The sequence below is a fragment of the Robinsoniella peoriensis genome, assembly GCF_000797495.1.
In the GTDB taxonomy this organism is placed as follows: domain Bacteria; phylum Bacillota; class Clostridia; order Lachnospirales; family Lachnospiraceae; genus Robinsoniella; species Robinsoniella peoriensis.
In genome coordinates, this window is the sequence record NZ_JTGN01000011.1 from 38665 (window position 1) to 63109 (window position 24445).

Genomic DNA, 24445 nt, shown 5'->3' on the forward strand with positions numbered 1-24445 from the left:
TTGAAAATTCATTCCCTCTCTAGTGCCTCCGGCATAAATACACCGGAAGGCACTAGTGATTCCCTGTACAGGAAATAATATAAACCGGATTCTGCCCCATCATCATATGATAATGTCCTACTTCTTTTGATTTCCCTACTGACACTGCAGCAATATCCGTTTCTTTAACCGGAAGTTCTTTCAGGCAGTGCAGCGCTTCTGCCACCGTCTCCAGGGCAATGGCATTGATTACAATTCTTGCTGCAGGATTCTTAGCCAGAATCAATTCCATAATCTGTTTCAGATTTCCTGAGGAACCTCCAATAAACGCATGGGTCGGTGCCGGGAGATCTTCTAATGCCTCCGGTGCCAGCCCTTCTATCACTTTCAGATTTGGAACAGCAAATTTTTTCCTGTTTTCACCAATCAGATTTACTGCTTCTTTCTTCTTTTCAATCGCATAAACAAAGCCATTATATGACTGCAGCGCCATTTCAACAGAAACAGAACCTGTCCCTGCACCTACGTCATAGATCACGGAATCCTCTTTTAAACGAAGTTTTGATAATGAAATACTGCGCACTTCACTCTTTGTCATCGGCACCTTATCTCTTAAAAATGCTTCATCTTCGATACCATGAGTGACCACCATGGAAGCATCCTGATTTTCTATCAATACCACGGAAAGTTTTTCAAAGGATTCTTGTGCCATAGACTTCGCCGTACCACTTAGAATACGTTCATTGGAATAGGATAGGTTTTCTCCGGCATACACCATCACATCAGGGAACCCATAACTGCACAGGTTCCTGCACAGCTGATTTACACCATCCTGCTGCCCGATTAGTGCAAATACCTTTTTATAACGCTTCACTGCTGCAATTGCATTTGCCTCTCTGCCGTGAAGACTTATCAGATGAACATCCTCCCAGGCCGTATGCAGTTTACCGCAGAAATAGACAACGGAAGATATTCCGGAATAAACCTCCGTCCTGAATTCCTCAAATATATCCAGCATTTTTTTTGCCCCGCTGTAGAATCCAATATCGCCCGACAACAAGACTGCGATCTTTTTATATTCCGGATGCTGTTCCACAAAGTCTTTGATTTCATTATCCCTGTAGGCTGCAAAAACGGGTTTGCCAAGCTCTGCCACTGTATCCAGGATTCTCTTTGCCCCAATCAGAACATCTGCTTCCACACAGGCGCCAAATGCTTCTCTTGTCATATTTTCCGGCGTACCCATACCAATACCAATCAGAGATACCAGACGTTGTTCTTTCTTTTCTTTCTGATTTAATATACCGAATCTCCGGTTTAACAGTTCCAGTATTTCTCCCATGGAATATCCGGTTTCCTCTACCGGTCTGCCAATCAGAATAACTTGTGCTCCCGCTCGTCTGGCAGCCGTTATTTTTTCTTCAAATCCCCCTGATTTTCCGGAATCCTTTGTAACCAGATAAGAAGCTTTTATCTGCTTTAACATGGCAATATTTAATTCTTCTGAAAATGGACCCTGCATACAGATCAGGTTTTTACCCTGAAAACCTAACTTTGCACATGCTGCTGCAACTTCTGGTGTAGACAGCACCCTGGCAAAAATGCGGTTCTGGTAATCCGGGATTGCCGTATATTTTGCAAGTTCCTTACTTCCGGTTGTAACAAGCACATTCCCCTCTGTATTTTTCAGAAATTCCACTGCCTCATCTATGGAAGAAACGACAGTAATATCTTTATTCTCCCGGATATTGCTATTTCCTCTTAAAAGGCGTAAATACTCAGTGCCGCACTGTTTACAGGCATTTTGGATATTTTCGGAAACAGCTACTGCATAAGGATGGGTGGCATCGATTACCAGAGTAATCTGTTCCTCTTTCATCAAATCTTCCATCTGTCCTGTGGTTAACCGCCCGGTATGCACTTTCATTCCGGGAGCTGCTTCTTTATCTGCATCGGACATAACATTTGAAGAAATCAGCTGCCCGCCATACTCTGTGGCTGTACATACATGAATTTCCACATCCTTATCCACTGTCCCGGTGCACAAATACCCTGCAAGTTCACGGCCTTCTGTTGTCCCTGCAAATATAAGGATCTTATCCATGTCTGTATCCTCTCGGCGTAACCATTTGCCCATCTATTTCCTTTGTCTGGGAATTACCGATAAATACGGTGGTAAACATATCGACTTTTGTATCACGCAGTTCTTTTAAAGTCATTACCTGCATGGTTTCTCCTTCTCTGCCAATATTCATTACAATACCGCAGACTGTTTCCGCTGCCTTTGCCTGCATCATAAGATCACAGGCCTTTTGCAGATAATCATGACGTTTTTTACTGGACGGATTATACAAACAAATAACAAAATCGGCTTCCGAAGCAAGGATAAGCCTTTTTTCAATTTTTTCCCAGGGTGTTAAAAGATCACTTAAGCTGATTAATGCAAAATCGTGGATCAAAGGTGCGCCAAGTACAGCCGCTCCGCCGGTAGCAGCAGTGACACCCGGGATTACTTCTACCTCAATCTCAGGATACCCGGAACCGATCTCCAGCATCAGACCGGACATACCATATACACCGGCATCTCCGCTGCAGATCATTGCTACATTTTTTCCTTTTTTTGCTTCCTCAAATGCGAGTACACAGCGATCCACCTCTTTGGTCATAGGTGTGGTCAGGAATTCTTTTCCTGCAAAATGTTCTTTTACCAGGTCTACATAAACAGTATATCCGATAATGGTATCGCAGCTGTTCAGTGCATTAGCCGCACGCATAGTCATCTGTTCATATTCTCCCGGTCCAATTCCAACTACATATATTTTATTCAAATTCAACACTCCATTCTCTTAGGGCAATGGCTGTTGTAATGCCATGTACCGCTTTCTTTTTTTGTATTAATCTGCCGCCTAAACTGCCAAGTTGTGCACTTCTTTCGCAGACATTAGATACCCCTGTAATTTCTTTCACAAATTCGGATTCCGTAAAAACTCCTTCTGCCTTTAAAAGTTCATCTTTGCTGTAAGTAATAAAGGGGATATTATATTTTTCGCAGAAACCCAGGATCCCCGGTTCCTCAGCCTTCAGATCGATACTTGCAATCTGTTCAATTCCATGTATGGACACCCCTGCTTCGCTAAGGGAGTCAAGCACGGCTTTCTCAATCTCTGATTCATCCGTTCCTCTCCTGCAGCCGATTCCAATGGTTACAATTTGGGGTATCAGATGCAGGGTCTGTTTAAATGGCTGGTTTTCGGTATGCAGAGACACTGATATCCCATTGGTCCCTTCGAATACCTGCTCTTTGGTTACCGGAATGATTTCATCCGGTATCTGATCCAGCACCGGGAAATCACTGTAAAATCCCACTGGCTTTTCATCCAGCACATCTGCAGAAATTTCCTTTGCATAAGTTATATTTTCAATATACAATCTGTTTTTCTTCGCAAATACATCTACGGCAAACCTGCCATTTACATCCGTAGCAGTTGTAATAACAGGAATAGCACCCGTCAGATTGGCAAGCACTCCCACCAGATCATTAGCACCGCCCAGATGCCCTGATAACAGAGAAATTGCAAAAATGCCTTTCTCATCCATGACAACTACGGCAGGGTCTTTTGTCTTATCCCTTACAAAAGGAGCAATGCTGCGAACTGCTATCCCCGACGCCCCAATAAAGCAAATGGCATCACAACTGGCAAACATCTCTCCCGTCCATTCCTGAAGCGGTTTTGTCAAAGGCATTAACTGATGCGCCCCGGCGTATTTTTTAATTGCAAACGCTTCACAGCAGTACCCCTGCATTGCCAAAGCTTCCGAAAGATTGCGGCAGAGCCTGCTCCCCCGTTGGGTAAAGCTTATCATTGCTAATTTCATATTAACTCCGTGGCTTCCCGAAACTCTGTTGTAAATGCCGGGTTATATAATTCTGATCGGTCATAATGGCTGTGGCTTACCACATCGCCAATGATCATAAGCGCTGTTTTCGTAATATTATTCTCTGCTGCCGTTTTCGCCAGTGTTCCCACTGTGCAGACAAATGCTTTTTCGTCTTCCCAGGTAGCTTTGTATACGATGGCAGCAGGTGTATCTGCGGTATATCCACCGGCAATCAAACGCTCTGACAATTTTTCCAGCATCCCTGTACTTAAGAAAACAACCATGGTTGCCTGATGTGCTGCAAAAGAGGCGATTTCTTCTTTTTCCGGTACCGGTGTACGGCCTGCCATTCTGGTAATAATAACGCTTTGTGATACATTTGGCAGCGTATATTCCAGATTTAGTGCAGATGCCGCACCGCTGAAGGAACTCACTCCGGGACAGTAATCATACTGGATCTTCTTTTCATCCAGGACATCCATCTGCTCACGAATTGCTCCATACAGACACGGATCACCCGTATGCAGCCTTACCGTAGTAAGACCTTTTTCCTCAGACTCAAAGAAAACGTCCAATACCTCTTCCAAAGTCATCTTCGCACTGTTATAAACTGTACAGTCCTCCTTTTTATAATCCAGAAGCTGCGGATTCACAAGAGAACCTGCATAAATGATAACATCTGCCTCTTCCAATAATTTCTTCCCGCGGACTGTAATTAAATCTGCCGCTCCCGAACCTGCTCCTACAAAATGTACCATTTTAGTTCTCCTTTACAATAATTAATGAGTAATATCCGGCATCTTCCGGTATTTCTTCCACCGAACGGTAGATCTTTTCATTTTCCATGCCGCAGTTTTCTATCATAACTGCACTTTCATTCCTATTTCGCAGTTCTTCTTTTACCCTGGCCATCTTTTTACCTGCTTTCATCAGTACCTTCGTACCGGGAAGCTGTAAAGCATCTTCAATCTGATAAGATGCCGGTATGACGTGCAACGGCTCTGCCTTTTCTACCAGCCCCATATTTAAGCGGGCGGCAACTGCACAAAACGAAGTAATACCGCTCACGATCTCTACTTCATATCCACGGTCCTGAATTCTTTTATGTATATATAAATAAGTGGAATACACCGTTGGATCACCCAGCGTTAAAAAGGCAACATTTTTTCCTTCTTTCAGATATTTTTCAACCTGGTCTGCACCTTCGTTATGACTGGCTTCCAGCTTTTCATGATCTTTTGTCATAGGCATATGTACGGCTATAATCTCTTTTTCATCCAGTTCCTTCACAGCCTGCTTTGTGATCTGATATGCTACACTTTCTTCTTTCACTTTTCCCGGCACTGCAATCACATCACTCTCCTGAATGATGCGGACTGCTTTTAATGTCAGTAATTCCGGATCTCCCGGTCCGATTCCCAAACCAAATAATTTTCCTGTCATTTTGTCATCCTTTGCCACATGCATACCGCCGCTCTGTGGCTTCCTTTCTCCTACATAATTTTTTATGTCTGATCTCTTTTTACTGAAAATATATAATGTGGCATATCTATGCCGTAATAATGCTTAACAAACTGTCCTTTTTGTGTCATTCCATTTCTTCTGGCGACATTTTGGGAAGAAATATTTGTATCACGTATTATCGAATATACTTCTTTCACCCCTAATACTTCAAATGCATATTTTTTACATGCAGCGGCTGCTTCCGATGCATAACCCTGATGCCAGTAAGCCTTTTGAAACAGATACCCCACTTCATGAACCTCCACGCCATCTATATCCTGCATGGTAATGCCGCACTGCCCAATCATTTCATTACTTTCTTTTAAGATAACGGCCCACAAACCAAACCCATACTGCCGATATCTCATGATCTGACGATCCAGCCATTCATGCGCTTCCTGATCCTCAAAGGCATGTTCATAAGCGCGCATAACTTCCTGATCTTTTAACATTTTGCAAAGAGCCGGAAAATCTTCCTGTTCCATCTCCCGCAAATATAATCTCTCTGTCTCCAATATCATTTTACTGCGGCTTCCTTTCTATTTAAAATTTACTTAACTTCCTTCTTTCATCTCAAAATGGCCCATTAATTCCGGTACACTGCCCGTTATACCCAGGGTTCCGTATTCATTGGAAAAAAGAATAACGCCTGTTTTCAGACTTCCATAAGAACGGTTATTTAAATAAAAATCAATCTTTTCCAGTACATGACTCATAGTCTCTTCCATGCAGCCATAGTCCTTTAATATGCCTAATGCTTCTTCCGTTGTAATCGTCCGCAGAATTTTCTGAACTGCTTCTATTGGCGCACCCGCCCGGACAGCATTGGCTGCCATAATCTCAGCCCTGGAATCTGCACACCTGGAGTGGGTGTTCATAATTCCGCCTGCGACTTTTATAAATTTTCCAACATGTGCTATGAACAATATGCCTTTCATTCCAAGCTCTACCGCCATATCAATTGTATCACCCACATAATTGCTGCATTTCATGGAATTGGTAAGATCAATATTCAGGTGGTCTTTGGAAAAAGCTTCTCCATAATTCCCGGGAGTAATCACCAGATATTTTGCTCCATTTGCTTTCTTCATCTCCATTTCAAGACGGATACTGGCAATCAATGCCGCTTCACTCATCGGTACTACAATACCGCTGGTACCTAAAACGGAAATGCCTCCTTCTATGCCAAGCCTTGGATTAAATGTTTTTTTTGCAATTTCTTCCCCTTGCGGTATGGATATTTCCACTGCAATTCCCCCCGGATAATCCTGTTCTTCGCAGATATCGGTGACGGCTTCCCGGATCATCTGGCGGGGCACTCTGTTAATGGCTGCTGCACCTACCGGCTGCTCCAGGCCTTTCTTCGTAACCCTTCCAACTCCTTTGCCACCATCAATAGTAACCCCTTTCTCTGCTGTTTTCCATACTTTTGCATAGACAAGAGCTCCTGTTGTAGCGTCCGGATCATCGCCTCCATCCTTACGCACTGCACAGGTAACCTCACCATCTCCCCGGTTAATCTCTTCCAGCGTTAAATGGAGCAAAATACCTTTTGGCGTCATTAAATCAACTTTAGCCACATCTTTTTTCATCAAAAGCATCATAACTGCCGCCTTTGCTGCTGCTGCTGCACAGGAGCCGGTGGTATATCCATATTTCAGCTTTTTATTATTTTTAATAATATAATAATCCTGTAATCCATTATCCTGATCCATAAATGATCCTTTCCATTTTGTTACAAATAAGAAGCCAGAAAATGATTGTACAACAAAAAATCCGTTGTCAAATACACTATCAGACAACGGTTTCCATACAAAAAATATACTCCCCGGTTGCCGCAGGGAAATACAATACAAACAACATAAGCAGGTATCTGACTATACAGTAACGGACTTGTGCGGGACTTTCACCCGTCTTCCCTATTATCCTGCCGGGGCAGGAACTTATATTGACTCTATTTTTCTACAAATTATTATATTATTTACGGTGGATTCTGTCAACTGAAACTGTAGGATTTACCGGGCAATTGTTTTCTCAATATAAAAAGCCTGACATTCACCCAATCCCAAAGTACATTTCACAAATGCACCTCAAAAAAGGTATGTAAACACCAAGCTTTCATTCCCTATATACCATATCACTATTCATTTTCTTCTTCATCTGCGAATTTTGTTGAAAGAACTTTCCTAGGCTTTTCCGCCTCATCTTTATCCCATGGCAGGACATCTCCGGGATCTCTTAAATAATCCAGAATCTGCCAGATTCCTTCTCCGGTATAAGAACTTACACGAAACACCGTCTCACATCCGGAAAGTCTGAGCCAGCGTTCGGCACGGTCAGGATCACCGGTCGGGGAATCAATCTGTGTTACAATTCCAATTACCGGCCTGGTCGAACACGCAGTGACACAGGGAGGAAACAAAGAATATGGTTCATCTGCATTAATTAAAAGTCCCACCACGTCTGCTTCATAGGCATAAAGTGCCAGGGCACGTCCCAGGCGGTTTGTCTCTGCGTACTCTCCGGGCGTGTCTATGACAACATCAAAGTGATTTATGTATTGTGTTTTATGGTAATGGATGGTATCACCTTTGAGTGCCTGACGAAGCGTCGTCTTACCACACTCGCTTCTTCCCATTAATATAATTTTTTTCATATTTATTCCCCTGAATAGTGCAATCTGGCTTGTGCCATTCCCAAATCAGCAGTGTGAAAACGATTTACTTTCACCTGCAAAGTTCCATCAAGTTCTGGTAATTTCACAAATCGTAAATTTTAACTTTTCTTCCAGATATTTATTAATTGCCTGCATTGCAGCTTCTACTTCCGAAATTCTGCCGGTGAAAATTAGTGTTCCGCTGAATCTGTCAATAAATCCAAGATCAATATTGGCTGTCTTCACTGCCATGTCCCCAGCTATAACTGAAATCTCTGCCGGGCTCATACTTAAAATTCCAATTGCTGCACGCTGATAATCCAGCTGTGGGTCTAATCCCAGCTTGCGGTAAACAATCGGATCCGGGCTGGCGATCACGTGTGCCAGTGTTACCTGTTTGCCAGGTACCAATTCCTGTACGATACGCATTTTATGCTCACCAGGTGTATTAAAACCATCTAAATTCATCCTGTACCCCTTCTTTGCTATTTATTTTCGCACCATTTAATATCTTAATAATACAACAAAATCCCACATAATACAAGACAATTTTAAAGTTTTTCCTTTTGTTTTTAATTGTTTTTAGAATACATTTTTTGTTGCTACGATATCTGTCTGCGTACCTGCCACATTACTCAAAATCACGTCTCCAATATGCACAGGAGCCTGAACTTCGATGCCCTTAAGCGCCTTCATGCAGCTGAAAATTTTATCTTTGCTGATATCTGTTTTTGTTTTCACGGATACCCTGGCAATGCTGCCTCCCTTTACTGCTACCGTTGAAGTTACAATTCTGGTGGGATGGGTGCATTCTTTCCTGCCATATGCCTCGCCCCTCCTGCATGAATTTCCCTCCACCTGCTGCACCTGATTTCCTTCCAGTGTTACCGTCAGAGCGCATCCCAGCGGACAGCCAATACAGGTTAATTCTCTTTTTTCCATGCTCTATGCCTCCTCTATCTTCACTGTAATACACTGCAGGGCAGGAAATCTGTCTAAATCAGACTTTTTCAGCTTTAGTTCTTCCATCTCTCCCGGTACCATTATTTTTTTCTTTCTGTGAAGTATCCGTTCCTCATCAAAATACATGCTGATATAATTATTTTGATACACATTACCCACACGAAATCGCAAAATTATTTCTTCCTCCATATTAACCGGATGTATGAATCCGGGAACAGTATAGCGCACACCCTGTGTTCCGGTTACTTCTATCCCCTTATCTTCCTGCAGTCCTCCGGCAATATACTTAGCCGCAGCCTTTCCGGCACAGGCAGCCTCCTGTGATACAAAATCCACCAGATCATGTACATGCAGGACATTTCCGCATGCAAATATTCCACTGACACTTGTCTGCATGCTTTCATCCACCTGCGGTCCGTTTGTCGCCGGAACCATATCAAGCCCCAGATTTACAGACAGTTCATTCTCTGGTATTAATCCTACCGACAATAACAGCGTATCACAGGACAGATATTCTTCGGTCCCTGCAATGGGCTTTTTGTTATCTCCCACCTTTGCTGTTGTTACCCCTCTCAGGCGGTCTTTCCCATGAATTTTTACGACCGTGGTGCTCAGACGAAGGGGAATCCCAAAATCATCCAGGCACTGTACAATGTTACGTTTCAAACCTCCGGAATAAGGCATTAGTTCTGCCACGAGTTTCACCTTAGCCCCTTCAAGGGTCATTCTTCTTGCCATAATCAGACCAATATCACCGGAACCCAGAATAACTACTTCTTTTCCGGGCATCCGCCCTTCTATATTGACCAGCCGCTGGGCAGTTCCCGCTGAAAAAATTCCCGCCGGACGAAATCCCGGGATATTTAAGGCACCTCTTGGACGCTCCCTGCATCCCATTGCCAAAACCACCGCTTTCGCGCGTAACTGAAGGATACCGTCTTTCGGATTGACGGCTGTCACCTCTTTATCCTCAGATATGCTAAGCACCATGGTTTCCAATTTATACGAAATATTATAATCCGCTGCTTTTTCGATGTATCTGGCTGCATATTCCGGTCCAGTCAATTCTTCCTGAAAAGTGTGCAGTCCAAAACCATTATGGATACATTGATTCAGAATTCCACCAAGCTCATTTTCCCGCTCCAGAATTAAAATATGCCCTATTCCATTTTCTTTTGCTGCTATTGCCGCCGCCAGTCCGGCAGGACCTCCGCCAACTACAATGATATCATATTCCATTTTACTCCTCCCTTTTGCTGTCAGCAATTACATTGGAACCTCTCCCGGACTTGCATATCTCTTCCTGAGGTATATCAAGCTCCCTTGACAGAATTTCCAATACTCTGGGAGAACAAAATCCCGCCTGGCATCTTCCCATACCTGCTCTTGTCCGGCGTTTGACTCCGTCTAAGGTTTTCGCTCCCAGCGGCCTGCGCACCGCATCCAGAATTTCTCCTTCTGTGATGGTTTCACAACGGCAGACCACTCTTCCGTAAGCTGGGTTTTCTGCAATCAGAACATTAGCCGCTTCTGCTTCCATATCCCTTAGGAAATGTATCCCTTTTCTTTCAGCCTGAAAGTCTGTCTTTTTAACGGCTTTCATTTTTTTTGCTGCTATTTCTGCAACCATAACACCAATGGCCGGCGCACTGGTAAGCCCTGGTGAATCTATTCCTGCAGCATTGATAAACCCGGGTGCATCCTCTGCCTCTCCAATGACAAAATCCCTTCCCTTTTCATGTGCCCGCAGTCCGGCAAAAGATGTAATCACCTGTCGGACAGGCACTTTTTCGGAACTTTTTAACGCTTTGTCAATTACCTGGGCAATACCTTCTGCCGTTGTAGCGGTATCTTCCCGATCGGTAATATTTTCTGCTGTAGGTCCTATCATTAAATTTCCATGTACGGTAGGTGTGATTAAAACACCTTTTCCCAAATTTGTGGGAAGTTGAAACACCGTAGTATTTACAAAATTTCCTGCCTTCTTATCCAACAGGCAATACTCCCCTTTTCTCGGTACAATTGAAAGCTTTCTGCTGCTCACCATATTGTTGAACACATCTGCATTTACACCGGCAGCATTAATAACTACCTTTCCCTCAAAATCTCCTTTACTTGTTGCCACCCTATACCCGGCATCGGATTTTTCAATGCCCCTTACCTCGGTATCAAAGTAAAATGCAGTTCCATTTACAAATGCATTTTCAGCCATGGCAGCCGTTAGTTCAAACGGGCAGATAATCCCGCCTGAAGGCGCATATAATAATGCCTGTACCTCATCTGATATATTTGGCTCGATTTCTTTCATTTCCGTTCCTGTTATAATGCGAAGCCCTTTTACCCCATTTTGCTCGCCCTGTGCCTTAAGCAGCTCAAGCCTGCCCGTTTCACTTTTTGAGAAACACAGCACAACAGAACCATTTCTTTTAAATGGAATATCCAATTCTCTGGCTGTATCCTCCATCATCTCATTACCCAGAACATTTAACCTGGCTTTTAGCGTGCCCGGTTTGGCATCATGTCCCGCATGGACAATTCCACTGTTTGCTTTTGATGTTCCACAGCAAACATCCGGTTCTTTTTCTAACACACAGATATCAAGCTGATATCTGGATAACTCTCTGGCAATGGACGAGCCGATTACCCCTGCCCCGATTATAATTACATCCATCATGCTTATACCCTCTGCGTATTACAGGCCCCCTGCAATACCGCCACTATTAAAATAAGTTGAAAGAATGATTATGTGGCTTCCTTTCTATTTTTTTCTTTCAGCCCTGTCTCCATACTCTTCGCTGCCCCGTTTCGTCCTCTAAATAATTATGCAGTAAAAGAAAAGACTTCTCCTGTCTGTCAGACGTCTAAAAATCTGACAACGCTCTTCGAATCACTTCTAATATCTGCTCTTTCGTTCCATTTACAGACCCCTGAACCATCACAGGCTTTCCGCCGCCTTTCCCTTCCAAATCGCGGTTCATCTGTGCGGAGATTTTTCTTACATCCAGTTTCTCACTGCCCAGTACATAGCGGTATCCATTCTGGTCATTGCCGACAAAGCATCCGCAGATCCCATCTGTTTTAGCAGAGGCAAGATTTACATATTTCCGCATCATATTGCTGTCCAGATCTTCTTCAAACAAAAGCATCCCTGCCTTCTCTTCCTCCCCGGCAGGTGCTCTGTCTACTTTATCTTCTATGTATTTACCCTGAAAATAAATCAGCCTGTCTTTTAAAAGCTGCAGTTCTTCTTTCTGCCGTACTACTGCCTCTGCTGCCAGTTCCGGTTTTGCAGACAGGAATACGGATATTTGTTTTATATTCCGGTCTTTGGTCCGATAGTCGTTTAAAGCACGGAATCCACATAGCATACTGACTCTGGTCCCGCCTTTGTATTTTTGCGCGTCCACAATTTTAATGATGCCAATCTCGCCTGTATATTTCACATGAGGTGCGCAGCAGGCGCATACATCCACACCGGGAATCGTTACAATCCGAACCTGTCCTTCAATCTCAATTTTACTGCGGTATTCCATCTTTATAAGATCCTCTTTCACCGGGTAGGATATCTCCACTTTTCTGTTAGATGAAGCAATTTCATTCGCCTGAAATTCTATTTCTGATAATTCGTCCTCATTTAATCCCCCGTCAAAATCCATTGTTACAACTTCGCTTCCAAGATGAAATCCCACATTGTTATATCCAAAGCGCCTGCACACAATACCGGAAATAATATGTTCCCCCGTATGCTGCTGCATCTTGGAAAAACGCTCCTTAAAGTCAATCTCACCCGATACACGGGTTCCAGGACTGATGGGTTGATTTATGATGTGATATACGATTCCATCTCTTTCCCAGGTATCCGATACTGCAATCCCATTCAGGAAACCACGGTCTCCGCTTTGTCCGCCGCCTTCCGGGAAAAATGCCGTTTTATCTAATTCCACCTTATAATTATCATCAAAACGTTCACAAGCTAAAACATCCGCTTCAAATGTTTGCATATAGCTGTCTTCATAAAATAATTTTTCTGTCATCTTCCTATTCTCCTGCCTTTATAATCATGTCTCAAGTATAACGCAATTGAATTTCTTTTGCCAGTATGATTGTATGAAAACATTATAAATCTGCACGGGATTTATTGTCATTATAAAATAGCTTGATTTATTTGACATTACCCGATAATCCGACTATACTATTTATATTACAATTGTAGTATCTAAGGAGGATCCATGAATGAAAAAATTACCGCAAATATCCGAAGCTGAATATGAAGTGATGAAAATTGTTTGGAAATATGCACCGATCAGCACAAATGAAGTGACGGATAAACTGACTAAGACTACTACCTGGAGTCCTAAAACAATTCAGACTTTATTAAAGCGGCTGGTTCAAAAAGAAGCTTTGACCTATGAAAAAGAAAGCCGCGTTTTTGTTTATACACCATTAGTTCAGGAGGATGAATATCTGGATCATGAAAATGATTCTTTCCTGAAACGGTTTTATAATGGGAATTTAACTTCGATGATGACAAACTTCCTGGAAAAAGATAATTTATCCGATGCGGAAATCCGGGATTTGCAAAATCTGCTTTCGAAAAAATCCCAGAATGGAGGTATTCATGATTGATGCTCTTGTCATCCGTTTCTTAATTATCAGCGCAGCCATCTCGGTTTTTGTATCCGTAATCCTGCTGGTTAAGAAATTATGCAAAAAACATCTGTCCCTGCGGGTACAGTACAATATCTGGTTTTTACTGCTTATTATGCTGGCTTTGCCTTTTCTCCCTGTCAAATCAGACGGGCTCAGCGGCCTCTGGCATTGGTTCCTGCAGTTGGGTTCTTCCGGAAGCACAGCTGGAAATACAGCTATAAATGCCGGTACCGCTGCCACTGCTTCAACTGCTGCTAACTGGATGCAGGATTTTACGGTGTCGGTAAAGCATGAGACTCCTGCCATGCTGAATTACCTGCTATGTCTTATCTGGGGAACAGGCATTTTAATCATGGCTATATTGACACTGCGCTCCCAGCTCAGGATCAGGCAGGTCATCAAATCCGCTCTTCCGGTACAGAACCCGCAGGTCAAGATTATTTATAACGAATGCAGAGGTACCATTGGAATCTCTAAAAATATTCGTCTGTACAGCAGTGCTTTTATCCAATCACCAATTTCAGTCGGATTATTAAAACCTTGTATTGTAATCCCGATCCATATGATAACCGGATCTCAGGATAAGGATATCCGTTTTATTCTGTTACACGAATTACAGCATTACAAGCACCGTGATGTTACCGTAAATTATCTGATGTGCCTAGCCCGGATTATATACTGGTTTCATCCTCTGGTCTGGCTGGCACTTAAGGAAATGCGTAATGACAGGGAAGTTGCATGCGACGCTGCGGTCCTACGAACAATTGATGAAAACAGTTACGCTGACTATGGGTATACTTTGCTAAACTTTGCCGAAAAGCTGTCTCACTCTTCTTTTTCTTCCGCAGCCGGAATGGGTGGCACCAAAAAGCAGATAAAAAAGCGTATCATTCATATTGCATCTTTTCATCCCGAAAGTAAGTGGTTAAAATTAAAAAGCTGCCTAATATTTACCATGGCTCTTTCTATTGTAATAGGAAGTGCACCACTGTTGGCGTTGGGTGCATCTGCCGGCAATGCATATCATTTTAACAACACAAATGTTGAATATGAAGATCTTGGCTCCTATTTCCAGGGATATGACGGCAGTTTCGTACTATATGACCAAAATGCAGACTATTGGAGTATATATAACAAAGATGCAAGTTCTAAAAGAGTATCCCCTGATTCTACTTACAAAATATACAGCGCTTTATTTGGATTGGAATCCGGCAGCATTAATCCTGAAGATTCCTCTATCGCCTGGGATCAGACTGAATATCCTTTTGAATCATGGAATCAAAACCACGACCTGGACTCTGCTATGTCAAACTCCGTCAATTGGTACTTCCAGGCTGTCGATCAAAAAACGGGTTTGCCGGCACTGCAAAACTATATTCACGAAGTCGGTTATGGAAACCAGGATCTCTCCGGAGGTATTTCCCGTTATTGGATGGAATCTTCCCTAAAAATTTCTCCAATAGAACAAGTGGAACAATTATCCGCAATGTACCGTAATGATTTGCAATTTAAAGCCAATAATATACAGGCTGTAAAAAATGCCCTTCATATATCCGACTCCTTTGGAACCTCTTTATACGGAAAAACAGGAACCGGGGATGTGGAAGGCAAAAATGTAAATGGATGGTTTATCGGTTTTCTTGAAAAAGACGGCAATACCTTCTTCTTTGCCACAAATATCCAGGGAGCGGATTTTGCTAATGGTAGTATGGCAAGCAAAATCTCACTGGAGATCCTGCAGGCTAAGAACCTTTATATTGGGAAATAATTTTAAAAACAGGTCTGTCCCGATGTTTATCAGGACAGACCTGTTTCCTCTTTTGGCAGCTTAAATTTTTCGGTAAGTTTATCTTGAGCTTCTTCTTTTGTGTCTTCTGCTACCTTCCATCCAACGGCTGACACTTTGGGCAAAAATATATATTTCCTCCCAGATATGCCTGTCTGGAAATCCAGCCGCCGCACGTTGTACATGGCTCTTCCAGTGTCTTCTTTGAGAGATAAGTCTGATAACCGCCGTAAACTCCAAAAAGATTCTTTTCCGTATCCCTGCCTCCCTTTTCTTTCATTTCCAACAAAGTCTTCTTCAGACTTTTAAAAAGAATATCCCGTTTTGTTTCATCGATATTTTCAATTTTTACCTTTGGATGAATTCCTGCATGAAAAAGAATATCCTGCAATACTCCGTTCCCCAAACCGGGGATGCGCTGTTCAGTTGCCAGGAATGCTTTCACGCTTATATTTTGCTTTACACTTTCATATAAGGTTTCAAAATATGCCCGGTTAAATTCTTCCATATAGGGAGTCGGTTTTTCTTTTGCCACCAGATAATAGGGATTATCATTCTGACCTTCCAGGAATACATGGATTCCTCCATACATCTGCACTGTAGTGACCAGCGCTGTACCATCTGTAAATTCAGAATAGAACTGATGCTTCACAGGCGGTTTCTCCCCCTCTTTTAAATAGCGGATATTTGCTCCGTCTGTAAACAGCAGTCTGGCATCACCAAGTGCTATTTCCACCTGCCCCGCCAGCGCATAAGCTTCTCCCACCTGCCTGCCGGAAAGCAGGCTGTCATATTTCTGGGGATCTCCAAAATAAAAGGTGAATTTATGTGGTGATTGATTTGCAGTAACGCTTTTTATTGTTTTTCCTTTTATGGTTCTGTTTAGCTGATCTGCCATTACCTGGCTTTCCGGTAATTCCAACATTGGTCGCACACCATCCTTTCTAAAATGCATATTTGCATTTATTATAAAGCATCCAATGATAAATAGCTACCATTTCATTGCTGTTTTAGCGCTACAGCGAACAGTTTCAACTTAAATTTGGGTTTTGTTGAGTAAGGGATGCTTTGTAGATATTGGATAATGCAGGTCAAGCGGGCAGCACTACATCTATTTACAAAGCGTCCCTTTCTCAGCATTCCCCCAACTTTTCTTCCGGTTCACAATTAATACCGCCAGACCGAAGAAGATCACTGCAGTTATCAGCAATACCACTATATGAATCCATACACGGTCATTATCACTGCCCATTTTAAGCGTTACACCCAGCGTGTCTTTAAACTCAGTCACAAATTCCTCCGATACTCCTGACAGACCTGAATCCATAGGTTCTTTCATCATCACCTGTCTCATCAGCGCTGCCCCATGAGAAATAGGAAAACATTTGACGACCGTCTGCAACACCTCCGGCAGGGTTCCCACCGGTATATAAATGCCCGTAAGAAAACCAGCCAGGGGTGAGATTACAGAAGATACAGTTGCATATGTATCGGAATGACTGAAGAGTACTATTATAAAATACATAATTGCGCTGGATGCCAGAACCGTGATCAGGATCACACCCAGCACTTCCATCAAAGATAAGATATCCAACAGCTGCCCACCTCTGCATACTATATAAATTTCTGCTGCGATAAAAGTAAATATGCTCATAAGAACCCCTACGATATAAGAACTAAGCACATAACCGCCGGCAATCTGCCACGCCTTAACCGGGGAGCAAAAAAAATCTCTTATACAGCCATTTTCTTTATCCCGGATCATAAGCCCCATTGCTCCTAATGTGGTTGTCATAGAAGCTACCGATATAAAACCGGACATGATCCATGCATTAATTATATTATCTGCATTTTCAACCTCCATCAGGCTTTTTTTCATATTGTCGCCCAGGAAAAACACATATAAGGCAATCACTACAAGAGCTGCAATCAGAGAAGAAAAAACTCCCTTTTTATTGCGGAAAAATATTTTACAATTGCGTATCATCAGTACCTGCATGATAAAACCTCCTCTCTTTTTGCAACTTTTAAGAATACTTCATCTAAGGTATTGACCTGATATTTCTCCTTAAGTTCCATAGGTGTGCCTCCTGCTGCCACGAGGCCATGATCCAGCATAATAATGCGATCCGAAACGGCAGCTTCTTCCATATAGTGTGTCGTTAACAGAATCGTCATGTTCCTTTCCTCTTTTAATCGCAATATCATCTCCCATACATCATGACGAACCTGTGGGTCCAGGCCGGCAGTGGGTTCATCTAAAAACAGTACACTTGGCTTATGTACCATAGCTCTTGCAATATCTGCTCTCCTTCTCTGCCCGCCCGATAATTTCCCGTACGGGCGGTCAATATATTCCATAGCAGATACGGCAAGTGCAGCTTCATGGACTGCCTGCTGAATCCGGGATTTTTTCTTGATATAAAATTTAGAACGCAGATATAAATTTTCTCTAACAGTTAGAGATGCATCCAATATACTGTCCTGGAATACAATTCCAATATCATTTTTAATCTGCAGATCCTCCTTACCTGCCCTGAAACCATTTATTTTTACCTCTCCCCCGTCTGGTTTTAATAAAGTACACAAAATATCAATCGTTGTAGATTTCCCGGCACCATTGGGCCCCAGCAGCGAAAACAGTTCTCCTTTTTTTATGGTAAAAGAAAGGTCTTTGACCGCGGCTGTTTCCTGGTAAGATTTTTTCAAATTGAATACTTCAATGATGTTACTCATATGATCACCTTTTTCACAGATTTCTCTGTATTACCGCCCACTTAAACAAAAAGTAAGATCGTGCGGCGGCATTCCTTTCTGCTTTTATTTTCCATCTCCCGGATACCTCTATGTTTTTCTATTCTATTATCTTTTTGCAAAAAAACAACAGGCCGCAATGCGACCTGTTCTATTTGAGGTATAAGTGGTATAAAACAAAAGGTAAGCTGCTATTTATTTTTCTCATACTCTTTAGAATCAAGTATGTCTTTCTTTCTCTTATGGTATTCTTTTAATCCCCTATCCAGCTCTTTTGCCTCCTTATGGGATTTAAAAAAAGACAATAGAACTACGACTGTATAGACTACCAGAACTTCCGCCAGTATAATAATTTTTTCTTTCCAGGAATTCATTCCCCAGTTGGAAAATGAGATAAACAGCATCACAGTAACAATTATGCATGCCAGATGTACGCTTCTTCTTAAAATAGCACTGCCTCTGCTTTTTGGCGTCCAGAGATATAAGATAACGTTGAAAACAGATGTTAAGATCGCCAGGAGTAATATCTGTCCAAAAATATTTTTAGGAATCATAATACCGGAATTTCCACCCATGGTTGCCAGCGTTACCATAATCAGTATTCCAGTGGTAATTGCACAAAAATCATGTACGAATTCTTTCACCCATGGTGCCAGTCCTTTTTTCATCCCAATCCCTCCTAAACATTCATTTTTTTCTTCAATGCAGGTACATACTGCCTGGAAATAATAATCTTTTCCCCGTTTTCCAGCATCGCTTCAAATCGGCCTCCAAATGCGGGTCTTATGGAACTGACTTTGTCCATATTGATGATCACTGATTTGGATATTCTAAGAAAATCACTGTACCCGTAGACTTCTTCGATCTGATACAGCTTCTGTTTTATTTCGTAAACCGCTTCTCTGCAATACATATAAGACTTATTATCTACTGATTCAAAATAATAGACTTCATGGGGATGGATCCGGTACATCTGCTCTTCTTTATATCCTATCAGAGTATCCTGCTGCATTTTAAGTGCTGATATCAGCTTCAGTACATTTTCATTCAGTTTATGCATTGAAATAATAATTTTATCTTCTTCATCCTGGAGCGGTGTTTCAATTATTATTTTCATCCCTGTACCTGCCTTATTCCTTTATCTTTTTGCCATGTGTTTCTCCAGCCTGCTTAATCCTGCATTTACAATAATTGCCAGCCCTGCCGACAGAATACTTCCCCATAAAATCTTGTTTACATTCAAGGTCCGCAGTCCGTCAAGCAGAATACTGCCCAGTCCTCCTGCATTGATCGTTGCTGCGATCGTAGCGATTCCAATGGTTGAAACAACAGCGAGATGTATCCCCGTAAACAAGGGCCGCAGGGACAGCGGTATCCGAACCTTAACCAGAATCTGCATCCGGCTCATTCCCATTCCTGTTGCAGCTTCTATCACGGATGCATCCACCTGATTCAGCCCATCTATAAAATTGCGCAGCAGCAGATACTGATTATACATGACCAGTACTATAATTGCAGTATTCCTGCCCAGTCCCGTTACCGGTATTAAAATTGCAAACAGGGCAAGGCTTGGTATGGAATAAATCATAGAAAAAAATCCGATTAAGATTTTTGATATCCACTGGAAATACATCGATAATATTGTTAACACTGATGCCAGTATCACAGATAAAAGCAGCGTGATTATAACGATTTCAATATGTTCTGCCAATGCCTTTAATAACTTATCATGGTATTTTACCAGATATGTGATCATGTAAATGCCTCCCAGAATTGTTCCTGTTTACGTGTGGAATCGATCAGGGATTTTACAAATTCATCTGATGGATTCCTGACGATATTCTCTGGCTTATCAAACTGTCTGATCTTTCCTTCGTTCATAATAATTACCCGGCTGCCAAGTTTAAATGCCTCATTAATGTCATGTGTTACAAAGAGAAACGTCTTTTTGGATTCCCTGTGAATTTTTTGCAGTTCCTCCTGAAGATTCATACGGTTAATAGCGTCGATGGCTCCAAAAGGTTCATCCATCAGCATGATCCTTGGATCTGCGCACAGGGCTCTTGCAAGTCCTGCTCTTTGCTGCTGTCCACCCGAGAGCTGAGAAGGGTATCTTTTACCATATTCCGAATAAGACAATCCCACCATTTCCAGCAATTCCTGAACCCTTTCATTTATCTTTTCCTCCGGCCATTTCAGAAGCCTTGGAACCGTGGCAATATTTTCCCCAATGTTCATGTGTGGGAAAAGGCCAACCTGCTGGATGACATAACCGATCTCTCTTCTAAGAAGAACCGGATCTTTGGAGCTGATATCCTCTCCAAAGATTTTGACAGAACCTTTATCCGGTTCATAAAGACGGTTGACCATCTTTAATAAAGTCGTTTTCCCACAACCGGAAGAGCCCAATATCGTTATGAACTCACCCTGTCCGATTTCACAGCTTACATCATTCACTGCAAAATATCCGGTATTGTCAAATTTTTTACTTACATTTATAAATTCGATTGCTTTCTTCACTCAAATGCCTCCGCTGACTGCATTATTTTATACTGTCGTAATATTCCTTTGCCACTTCTTCATATTCCCGTTTTTCCACATCTGCTTCCGCATTTAATTTTGTAACGGTCTTCGTATCCAGAGTAGCACTGATCTTATTTAAGATGTCCGCTATTTCCGGATAAGTGTTCAACACCGTTTCCCGTACAACCGGAGCTAAGTTATATGGAGGCCAGAGCTTCTTATCATCTTCCAGAAGGGTAAATTCATCTTTTACCAGCTGGCCTTCTGTTGTATATGCCGGTGCTGCATCTGCCTCATCATTTTCCAGTACAGAATACTTCAGTCCTCCGTCATACACTTTTGATGATTTCCAATCAAATGGCCCATAGAGCTTTTCCAGGCCCAGCATCCCGTCTTCTCTCTGATCAAATTCACCCTGGGATGCAAACCGAAGCTCAGATGCATTTTTCTGAAGATCTGATATGGTTTTAATTCCATATTTTTCTGCTATATCTGTTCGGATAACCAGACCCTGTCCGTCATTTGCCTGGGAATAATCCAGCCAAATCAATTTATATTGCTTTTCGTATTCTTCTTTAACCGTGTCATACACCTGCTGTGCATCTGTCATAGGATCCATTTTTAAGATAGAGATCAAACCGGTACCTGTATATTCCGGATACAAATCAATTTCTCCATTCATGATAGATGTATGAACAACAGAACCCGCTATATCCATGACTCTCTCTACCGAAAAACCGGCATCTTCTAATGCCAGGGCATAAACTTCAGCTACGATCAGGTTCTCCGTAAGATCTTTTGACCCCACTTTAATGCTCTTTTCCTCACTTTTACTATTGCCACAGCCGGCAATCCCAACCATAAGGGATGCAGCTATAAAAATTGCTAATGCTTTCTTCAAAACTTTATTACCTTTTTTCATTTTCATTCTCCTTGACTATTCTGTTTCTGTATTGTTATTCTGTTTCTGTATTGTTATTTTGTTTCTGTATTGTTATTTTGTTATCGTATTTAATCTGGTGATATCCACCCTTTTAGCGGTATCTGACAATCCACTTTTCTGCTGCTGACACCAGAAAACCGGAAAAAAGGGATAACAGCGCTACCGAAATTCCACCAATCAATAATAAATCAGTCCTGTTTAATCCAAGACCGGTAAAAATAATTGTCCCCAATCCGCCACCGCCAATATATGCAGCCAGTGTTGCACTGGCAATAATTTCTACTAATGCTGTCTTTGTTCCAATCAGGATATACGGCAGTGCAAGAGGTATCCGTACTTTTTTAAAAATCTGCTTGTCTGTCATGCCAAGACCCCTGGCTGTTTCCAGCATAAATTCGGGTGTGCTTTCAAATCCTGCATTGGTATTCATAAGTATAGGCGGAATTGCCAGTATTACCAGCGCCGTCATAGCAGGACGCATTCCGGTTCCCATAATGGGGATTAATAATATTAAAACGGCAAAGCTTGGTACTATACGGAGCACATTAAAAAACGCGGTAATCCACTTGCGAAATCTCTTCGTATGTGCACAATATATGCCTGCAGGTATGCCCACTGCCAGCGCGATTGACAGTGAAAGCAGGCTGATTAATACATGTTCCCCTACTGCCGTCAGATAAGTATCCATGTTATTTGTAAAATAATCTATGATTTGCTGCCACATAACAGGTGTCCCTTCTTTTTAGTCTTCAGTGCAATTTACAAACATGCTCTTAAGCATGTCTCCATTTTACCGCAGATTTCTGCATACGGCAATGACAAGAATCCCATTTATTTTCAAAAAAAGATCAATATTTACATAAAATACCGAAATCTGTGGTATGCTATATGACATTTTATTATTCATTATTTGCAATAACTTCACAAAATATTAAATTATACCCTATGTAAAGTGTTGTAGTTTTACTGGAATATAATTTATTATCTAAACTCCGGCTTGTTCTTTTGTATTTCTTAGGATAGAATAAAAGTATAATATTACAGGTTCTATTCACTATCTGCTTAATAGATTTTTAATTTTATTACAGGAAGGATTTTAAAAATGGAAATAAGAAAAAGTACACCCGGTGATTTAGATACATTACTGCAGTTATATGCAGATGCCAGAGACTTTATGGCGAAAAACGGCAACCCCTCCCAATGGGGAAATAACTATCCATCCATTGAACTTGTCAGTTCAGACATTGCAGATGGCTGCAGTTATGTGTGCATAGAAAACGGCAAAATCGCGGGAACCTTTTATTTTAAAGTAGGAGAAGATCTTTCTTACCGGGAAATCTTTGACGGCCGCTGGTTAAACGAGAAGCCTTATGGCGTTATTCACCGCATTACATCCGCAGCAGGCACAAAAGGAGTCGCTTCTTTTTGCTTTCAGTGGTGTTTTCAGCAGTGCGGCAACCTTAAAATTGATACCCACGACGATAATCTTCCCATGCAGAAAGCTTTAAAGAAAAACGGTTTTATCCGCTGCGGGGTCATTTTTCTGGAGGACGGCTCAAAACGTATTGCTTTCCAGCGTGAGATTTAGATTGTAAAGGAGTTAATATGGAACATTTGGAACAGAATTTCATGCTTTTAGAAAAATACCTGCCCTTTTGGAATCATTTAAGCACACCACAGAAGACAATTCTTGCTCAAAATGTATTCTCTGCCAGCTATTCCAGAGACAGCCATATACACCTTGGAGAAAATGACTGTATCGGCATGCTCATCATTAAAAGCGGTGAAATGAGAACTTATTTACTTTCGGAAACCGGAAAAGAAGTGACACTATACCGGCTGGGTGCAGGTGAAGTCTGTATCTTATCCGCTTCCTGCGTTCTTCATACCATTACCTTTGATGTATATATTGACGCTGCCAGGGACTGTGAAATACTCCTGATTAACTCTTCTGCTGTCTCCAGGCTTATGGAAGAAAATATACATGTGGAAGCCTACGCATATAAACTGGCAACCGAACGTTTCTCTGATGTTATGTGGGCGATGCAGCAGATCTTATTTATGAGTTTTGACAAGCGTCTGGCAATCTTCCTGCTGGACGAATGCAGCCGTACAAAGTCAGATATAATCAAAATGACTCACGAGCAAATTGCAAAATATACAGGAAGTGCCAGAGAAGTCGTTTCCCGTATGCTAAAGTACTTTTCCTCAGAAGGATTTGTGGAATTATCAAGAGGCGGTATCCGGCTGCTGGATAAGAAAAGATTAAAAGAACTTCTGTAATTCATCTAAAAACAGGTGGACCCAAAACATTTACGTTTTGGGTCCACCTGTTTTTTACAGTGCGAATGATGCACTCAGTTCTTCATTAATTGTATAATATACCATTTTTTCTTCCGGCTTAACATATACATCCATAGTCTTCAAATCCGCAATACGATTGCCGGCATCCTTCCAGATCTTTTTCACCTGGGCAATGATATCCTGTTCATTATATTCTGCATCACGAAACTGCACGTAAAAATTCGTTTTCTTCGATGCCCGTTTTTTAGCTGCCGTGCCCGTTGTCATAGAATCAGTTTCTGCTGTTTTCTGAACAGATATTACACTTTCTTCATTTTGAACCACTTCAGCCTGCGCTGTTTGCACTGATGCTGCCTCTGGAATTACTTCTTTTGTAACTTCTTTCGCTTCTTCTCTTGTTTCATTTTCAATGACATTAGCTGTCATCATCTTATTTTTCTTCTTTAAATGTCTTTTTTTAGCCATATGTTCCTCCTGTTGAATTTCCGACAGTTATTATAGTATT

General features: G+C 41.9%; 27 protein-coding genes and 1 riboswitch. Of the genes, 4 read left to right on the top strand and 23 right to left on the bottom strand.

All coding sequences use genetic code 11. From position 1 onward, the window contains the following. Nucleotides 1–52: 52 nt before the first annotated feature. From cobK to QR40_RS20650, 13 genes are all read right to left on the bottom strand, one after another. Nucleotides 53–2083: a precorrin-6A reductase gene (cobK, locus tag QR40_RS20590; protein ID WP_044296602.1), complete on the bottom strand. Its 2031-nt coding sequence runs from the start codon at nt 2081–2083 to the stop codon at nt 53–55. After that, nucleotides 2076–2807 (bottom strand): precorrin-3B C(17)-methyltransferase, encoded by a 732-nt coding sequence (cobJ, locus tag QR40_RS20595; protein ID WP_044296701.1) that lies wholly within the window; start codon nt 2805–2807, stop codon nt 2076–2078. The genes cobK and cobJ overlap by 8 nt, the downstream gene beginning before the upstream one ends. Continuing rightward, nucleotides 2800–3855: a cobalt-precorrin 5A hydrolase gene (locus QR40_RS20600; RefSeq protein ID WP_044296603.1), complete on the bottom strand. Its 1056-nt coding sequence runs from the start codon at nt 3853–3855 to the stop codon at nt 2800–2802. Before QR40_RS20600 ends, cobJ begins: the two co-directional genes overlap by 8 nt. Further along, nucleotides 3852–4616, bottom strand: coding sequence for a precorrin-4 C(11)-methyltransferase (cobM, locus tag QR40_RS20605; RefSeq protein WP_027296922.1), 765 nt, complete (start codon nt 4614–4616; stop codon nt 3852–3854). The genes QR40_RS20600 and cobM overlap by 4 nt, the downstream gene beginning before the upstream one ends. 1 nt (nt 4617) lies before the next feature. After that, on the bottom strand, nt 4618–5301 hold the full coding sequence (cobI, locus tag QR40_RS20610) for a precorrin-2 C(20)-methyltransferase (RefSeq protein WP_044296702.1): 684 nt from the start codon (nt 5299–5301) through the stop codon (nt 4618–4620). Nucleotides 5302–5363: 62 nt separating this feature from the next. Further along, nucleotides 5364–5882: a GNAT family N-acetyltransferase gene (locus QR40_RS20615; RefSeq protein WP_044296604.1), complete on the bottom strand. Its 519-nt coding sequence runs from the start codon at nt 5880–5882 to the stop codon at nt 5364–5366. A gap of 33 nt (nt 5883–5915) precedes the next feature. After that, nucleotides 5916–7076, bottom strand: coding sequence for a cobalt-precorrin-5B (C(1))-methyltransferase CbiD (gene cbiD / locus QR40_RS20620; protein WP_044296605.1), 1161 nt, complete (start codon nt 7074–7076; stop codon nt 5916–5918). 132 nt (nt 7077–7208) lie between these two features. Next, nucleotides 7209–7323: riboswitch (cobalamin riboswitch) on the bottom strand. Nucleotides 7324–7501: 178 nt separating this feature from the next. Continuing rightward, nucleotides 7502–8017, bottom strand: coding sequence for a EutP/PduV family microcompartment system protein (locus QR40_RS20625; RefSeq protein WP_027296918.1), 516 nt, complete (start codon nt 8015–8017; stop codon nt 7502–7504). 87 nt (nt 8018–8104) lie between these two features. Then, a complete protein-coding gene (locus QR40_RS20630; protein WP_044296606.1) occupies nt 8105–8485 on the bottom strand; it encodes a BMC domain-containing protein in 381 nt (126 codons plus the stop codon). Between the two features lie 114 nt (nt 8486–8599). Next, nucleotides 8600–8959 (bottom strand): DUF1667 domain-containing protein, encoded by a 360-nt coding sequence (locus tag QR40_RS20635; RefSeq protein ID WP_027296916.1) that lies wholly within the window; start codon nt 8957–8959, stop codon nt 8600–8602. Between the two features lie 3 nt (nt 8960–8962). Then, a complete protein-coding gene (locus tag QR40_RS20640) occupies nt 8963–10219 on the bottom strand; it encodes an NAD(P)/FAD-dependent oxidoreductase (RefSeq protein WP_044296607.1) in 1257 nt (418 codons plus the stop codon). Between the two features lies 1 nt (nt 10220). Next, nucleotides 10221–11654: an NAD(P)/FAD-dependent oxidoreductase gene (locus QR40_RS20645; RefSeq protein ID WP_044296608.1), complete on the bottom strand. Its 1434-nt coding sequence runs from the start codon at nt 11652–11654 to the stop codon at nt 10221–10223. Between the two features lie 187 nt (nt 11655–11841). After that, entirely contained in the window at nt 11842–13014 is a 1173-nt protein-coding gene (locus tag QR40_RS20650) for an alanyl-tRNA editing protein (RefSeq protein ID WP_044296609.1), read from the bottom strand. 199 nt (nt 13015–13213) lie between these two features. On the opposite strand from QR40_RS20650, the gene QR40_RS20655 reads away from it, so the two are divergent. Further along, nucleotides 13214–13606, top strand: coding sequence for a BlaI/MecI/CopY family transcriptional regulator (locus QR40_RS20655; RefSeq protein ID WP_027296912.1), 393 nt, complete (start codon nt 13214–13216; stop codon nt 13604–13606). Further along, nucleotides 13599–15398, top strand: coding sequence for a BlaR1 family beta-lactam sensor/signal transducer (locus QR40_RS20660; protein WP_044296610.1), 1800 nt, complete (start codon nt 13599–13601; stop codon nt 15396–15398). Before QR40_RS20655 ends, QR40_RS20660 begins: the two co-directional genes overlap by 8 nt. Nucleotides 15399–15507: 109 nt before the next feature. Here QR40_RS20660 and QR40_RS20665 read toward each other — a convergent pair whose 3' ends face one another. The 9 genes from QR40_RS20665 to QR40_RS20705 form a co-directional block, all read right to left on the bottom strand. Next, nucleotides 15508–16341 carry a DNA-formamidopyrimidine glycosylase family protein gene (locus QR40_RS20665; RefSeq protein ID WP_044296611.1) on the bottom strand — a complete coding sequence of 278 codons (834 nt, stop codon included), beginning with the start codon at nt 16339–16341 and terminating at the stop codon, nt 15508–15510. Between the two features lie 186 nt (nt 16342–16527). Next, nucleotides 16528–17415: an ABC transporter permease gene (locus tag QR40_RS20670; RefSeq protein ID WP_044296612.1), complete on the bottom strand. Its 888-nt coding sequence runs from the start codon at nt 17413–17415 to the stop codon at nt 16528–16530. After that, nucleotides 17403–18152 (bottom strand): ABC transporter ATP-binding protein, encoded by a 750-nt coding sequence (locus QR40_RS20675; RefSeq protein ID WP_052430969.1) that lies wholly within the window; start codon nt 18150–18152, stop codon nt 17403–17405. The genes QR40_RS20670 and QR40_RS20675 overlap by 13 nt, the downstream gene beginning before the upstream one ends. Before the next feature lie 209 nt (nt 18153–18361). Further along, nucleotides 18362–18838, bottom strand: a complete 477-nt coding sequence (locus tag QR40_RS20680; protein ID WP_044296613.1) for a DUF3021 family protein — start codon at nt 18836–18838, stop codon at nt 18362–18364. A gap of 11 nt (nt 18839–18849) precedes the next feature. Continuing rightward, nucleotides 18850–19287, bottom strand: coding sequence for a LytTR family DNA-binding domain-containing protein (locus QR40_RS20685; RefSeq protein WP_044296614.1), 438 nt, complete (start codon nt 19285–19287; stop codon nt 18850–18852). Nucleotides 19288–19308: 21 nt separating this feature from the next. Continuing rightward, nucleotides 19309–19926 carry an ABC transporter permease gene (locus QR40_RS20690; protein ID WP_027296909.1) on the bottom strand — a complete coding sequence of 206 codons (618 nt, stop codon included), beginning with the start codon at nt 19924–19926 and terminating at the stop codon, nt 19309–19311. Further along, entirely contained in the window at nt 19923–20690 is a 768-nt protein-coding gene (locus tag QR40_RS20695; RefSeq protein ID WP_027296908.1) for an ABC transporter ATP-binding protein, read from the bottom strand. Before QR40_RS20695 ends, QR40_RS20690 begins: the two co-directional genes overlap by 4 nt. A 22-nt stretch (nt 20691–20712) precedes the next feature. Next, a complete protein-coding gene (locus QR40_RS20700) occupies nt 20713–21615 on the bottom strand; it encodes a glycine betaine ABC transporter substrate-binding protein (protein ID WP_027296907.1) in 903 nt (300 codons plus the stop codon). A 112-nt stretch (nt 21616–21727) separates the two neighbouring features. Further along, nucleotides 21728–22360, bottom strand: coding sequence for an ABC transporter permease (locus QR40_RS20705; protein WP_027296906.1), 633 nt, complete (start codon nt 22358–22360; stop codon nt 21728–21730). Nucleotides 22361–22738: 378 nt separating this feature from the next. Between QR40_RS20705 and QR40_RS20710 the strand changes: the two genes are divergently transcribed. Both QR40_RS20710 and QR40_RS20715 read left to right on the top strand, forming a co-directional pair. After that, nucleotides 22739–23224, top strand: a complete 486-nt coding sequence (locus QR40_RS20710; protein WP_044296615.1) for a GNAT family N-acetyltransferase — start codon at nt 22739–22741, stop codon at nt 23222–23224. Nucleotides 23225–23241: 17 nt separating this feature from the next. Next, nucleotides 23242–23919, top strand: a complete 678-nt coding sequence (locus QR40_RS20715) for a Crp/Fnr family transcriptional regulator (RefSeq protein WP_044296616.1) — start codon at nt 23242–23244, stop codon at nt 23917–23919. Between the two features lie 54 nt (nt 23920–23973). Here QR40_RS20715 and QR40_RS30115 read toward each other — a convergent pair whose 3' ends face one another. After that, a complete protein-coding gene (locus tag QR40_RS30115; protein ID WP_052430970.1) occupies nt 23974–24405 on the bottom strand; it encodes a DUF6465 family protein in 432 nt (143 codons plus the stop codon). Nucleotides 24406–24445 lie beyond the last annotated feature (40 nt).

Excerpts from the sequence above, each read along its gene's own strand:
- QR40_RS20635 (WP_027296916.1), bottom strand. The coding sequence starts at position 8,959 with ATGGAAAAAAGAGAATTAACCTGTATTGGCTGTCCGCTGGGATGCGCT.
- QR40_RS20710 (WP_044296615.1), top strand. The coding sequence starts at position 22,739 with ATGGAAATAAGAAAAAGTACACCCGGTGATTTAGATACATTACTGCAG.
- QR40_RS20630 (WP_044296606.1), bottom strand. The coding sequence starts at position 8,485 with ATGAATTTAGATGGTTTTAATACACCTGGTGAGCATAAAATGCGTATC.
- QR40_RS20625 (WP_027296918.1), bottom strand. The coding sequence starts at position 8,017 with ATGAAAAAAATTATATTAATGGGAAGAAGCGAGTGTGGTAAGACGACG.
- QR40_RS20640 (WP_044296607.1), bottom strand. The coding sequence starts at position 10,219 with ATGGAATATGATATCATTGTAGTTGGCGGAGGTCCTGCCGGACTGGCG.
- QR40_RS20600 (WP_044296603.1), bottom strand. The coding sequence starts at position 3,855 with ATGAAATTAGCAATGATAAGCTTTACCCAACGGGGGAGCAGGCTCTGC.
- QR40_RS20675 (WP_052430969.1), bottom strand. The coding sequence starts at position 18,152 with ATGAGTAACATCATTGAAGTATTCAATTTGAAAAAATCTTACCAGGAA.
- QR40_RS20660 (WP_044296610.1), top strand. The coding sequence starts at position 13,599 with ATGATTGATGCTCTTGTCATCCGTTTCTTAATTATCAGCGCAGCCATC.
- QR40_RS30115 (WP_052430970.1), bottom strand. The coding sequence starts at position 24,405 with ATGGCTAAAAAAAGACATTTAAAGAAGAAAAATAAGATGATGACAGCT.
- QR40_RS20670 (WP_044296612.1), bottom strand. The coding sequence starts at position 17,415 with ATGCAGGTACTGATGATACGCAATTGTAAAATATTTTTCCGCAATAAA.
- QR40_RS20685 (WP_044296614.1), bottom strand. The coding sequence starts at position 19,287 with ATGAAAATAATAATTGAAACACCGCTCCAGGATGAAGAAGATAAAATT.
- cobM (WP_027296922.1), bottom strand. The coding sequence starts at position 4,616 with ATGGTACATTTTGTAGGAGCAGGTTCGGGAGCGGCAGATTTAATTACA.
- QR40_RS20615 (WP_044296604.1), bottom strand. The coding sequence starts at position 5,882 with ATGATATTGGAGACAGAGAGATTATATTTGCGGGAGATGGAACAGGAA.
- cbiD (WP_044296605.1), bottom strand. The coding sequence starts at position 7,076 with ATGGATCAGGATAATGGATTACAGGATTATTATATTATTAAAAATAAT.
- QR40_RS20650 (WP_044296609.1), bottom strand. The coding sequence starts at position 13,014 with ATGACAGAAAAATTATTTTATGAAGACAGCTATATGCAAACATTTGAA.
- QR40_RS20645 (WP_044296608.1), bottom strand. The coding sequence starts at position 11,654 with ATGATGGATGTAATTATAATCGGGGCAGGGGTAATCGGCTCGTCCATT.
- cobK (WP_044296602.1), bottom strand. The coding sequence starts at position 2,083 with ATGGATAAGATCCTTATATTTGCAGGGACAACAGAAGGCCGTGAACTT.
- QR40_RS20700 (WP_027296907.1), bottom strand. The coding sequence starts at position 21,615 with ATGAAAAAAGGTAATAAAGTTTTGAAGAAAGCATTAGCAATTTTTATA.
- cobI (WP_044296702.1), bottom strand. The coding sequence starts at position 5,301 with ATGACAGGAAAATTATTTGGTTTGGGAATCGGACCGGGAGATCCGGAA.
- QR40_RS20680 (WP_044296613.1), bottom strand. The coding sequence starts at position 18,838 with ATGAAAAAAGGACTGGCACCATGGGTGAAAGAATTCGTACATGATTTT.
- QR40_RS20655 (WP_027296912.1), top strand. The coding sequence starts at position 13,214 with ATGAAAAAATTACCGCAAATATCCGAAGCTGAATATGAAGTGATGAAA.
- QR40_RS20715 (WP_044296616.1), top strand. The coding sequence starts at position 23,242 with ATGGAACATTTGGAACAGAATTTCATGCTTTTAGAAAAATACCTGCCC.
- QR40_RS20665 (WP_044296611.1), bottom strand. The coding sequence starts at position 16,341 with ATGTTGGAATTACCGGAAAGCCAGGTAATGGCAGATCAGCTAAACAGA.
- QR40_RS20690 (WP_027296909.1), bottom strand. The coding sequence starts at position 19,926 with ATGATCACATATCTGGTAAAATACCATGATAAGTTATTAAAGGCATTG.
- QR40_RS20705 (WP_027296906.1), bottom strand. The coding sequence starts at position 22,360 with ATGTGGCAGCAAATCATAGATTATTTTACAAATAACATGGATACTTAT.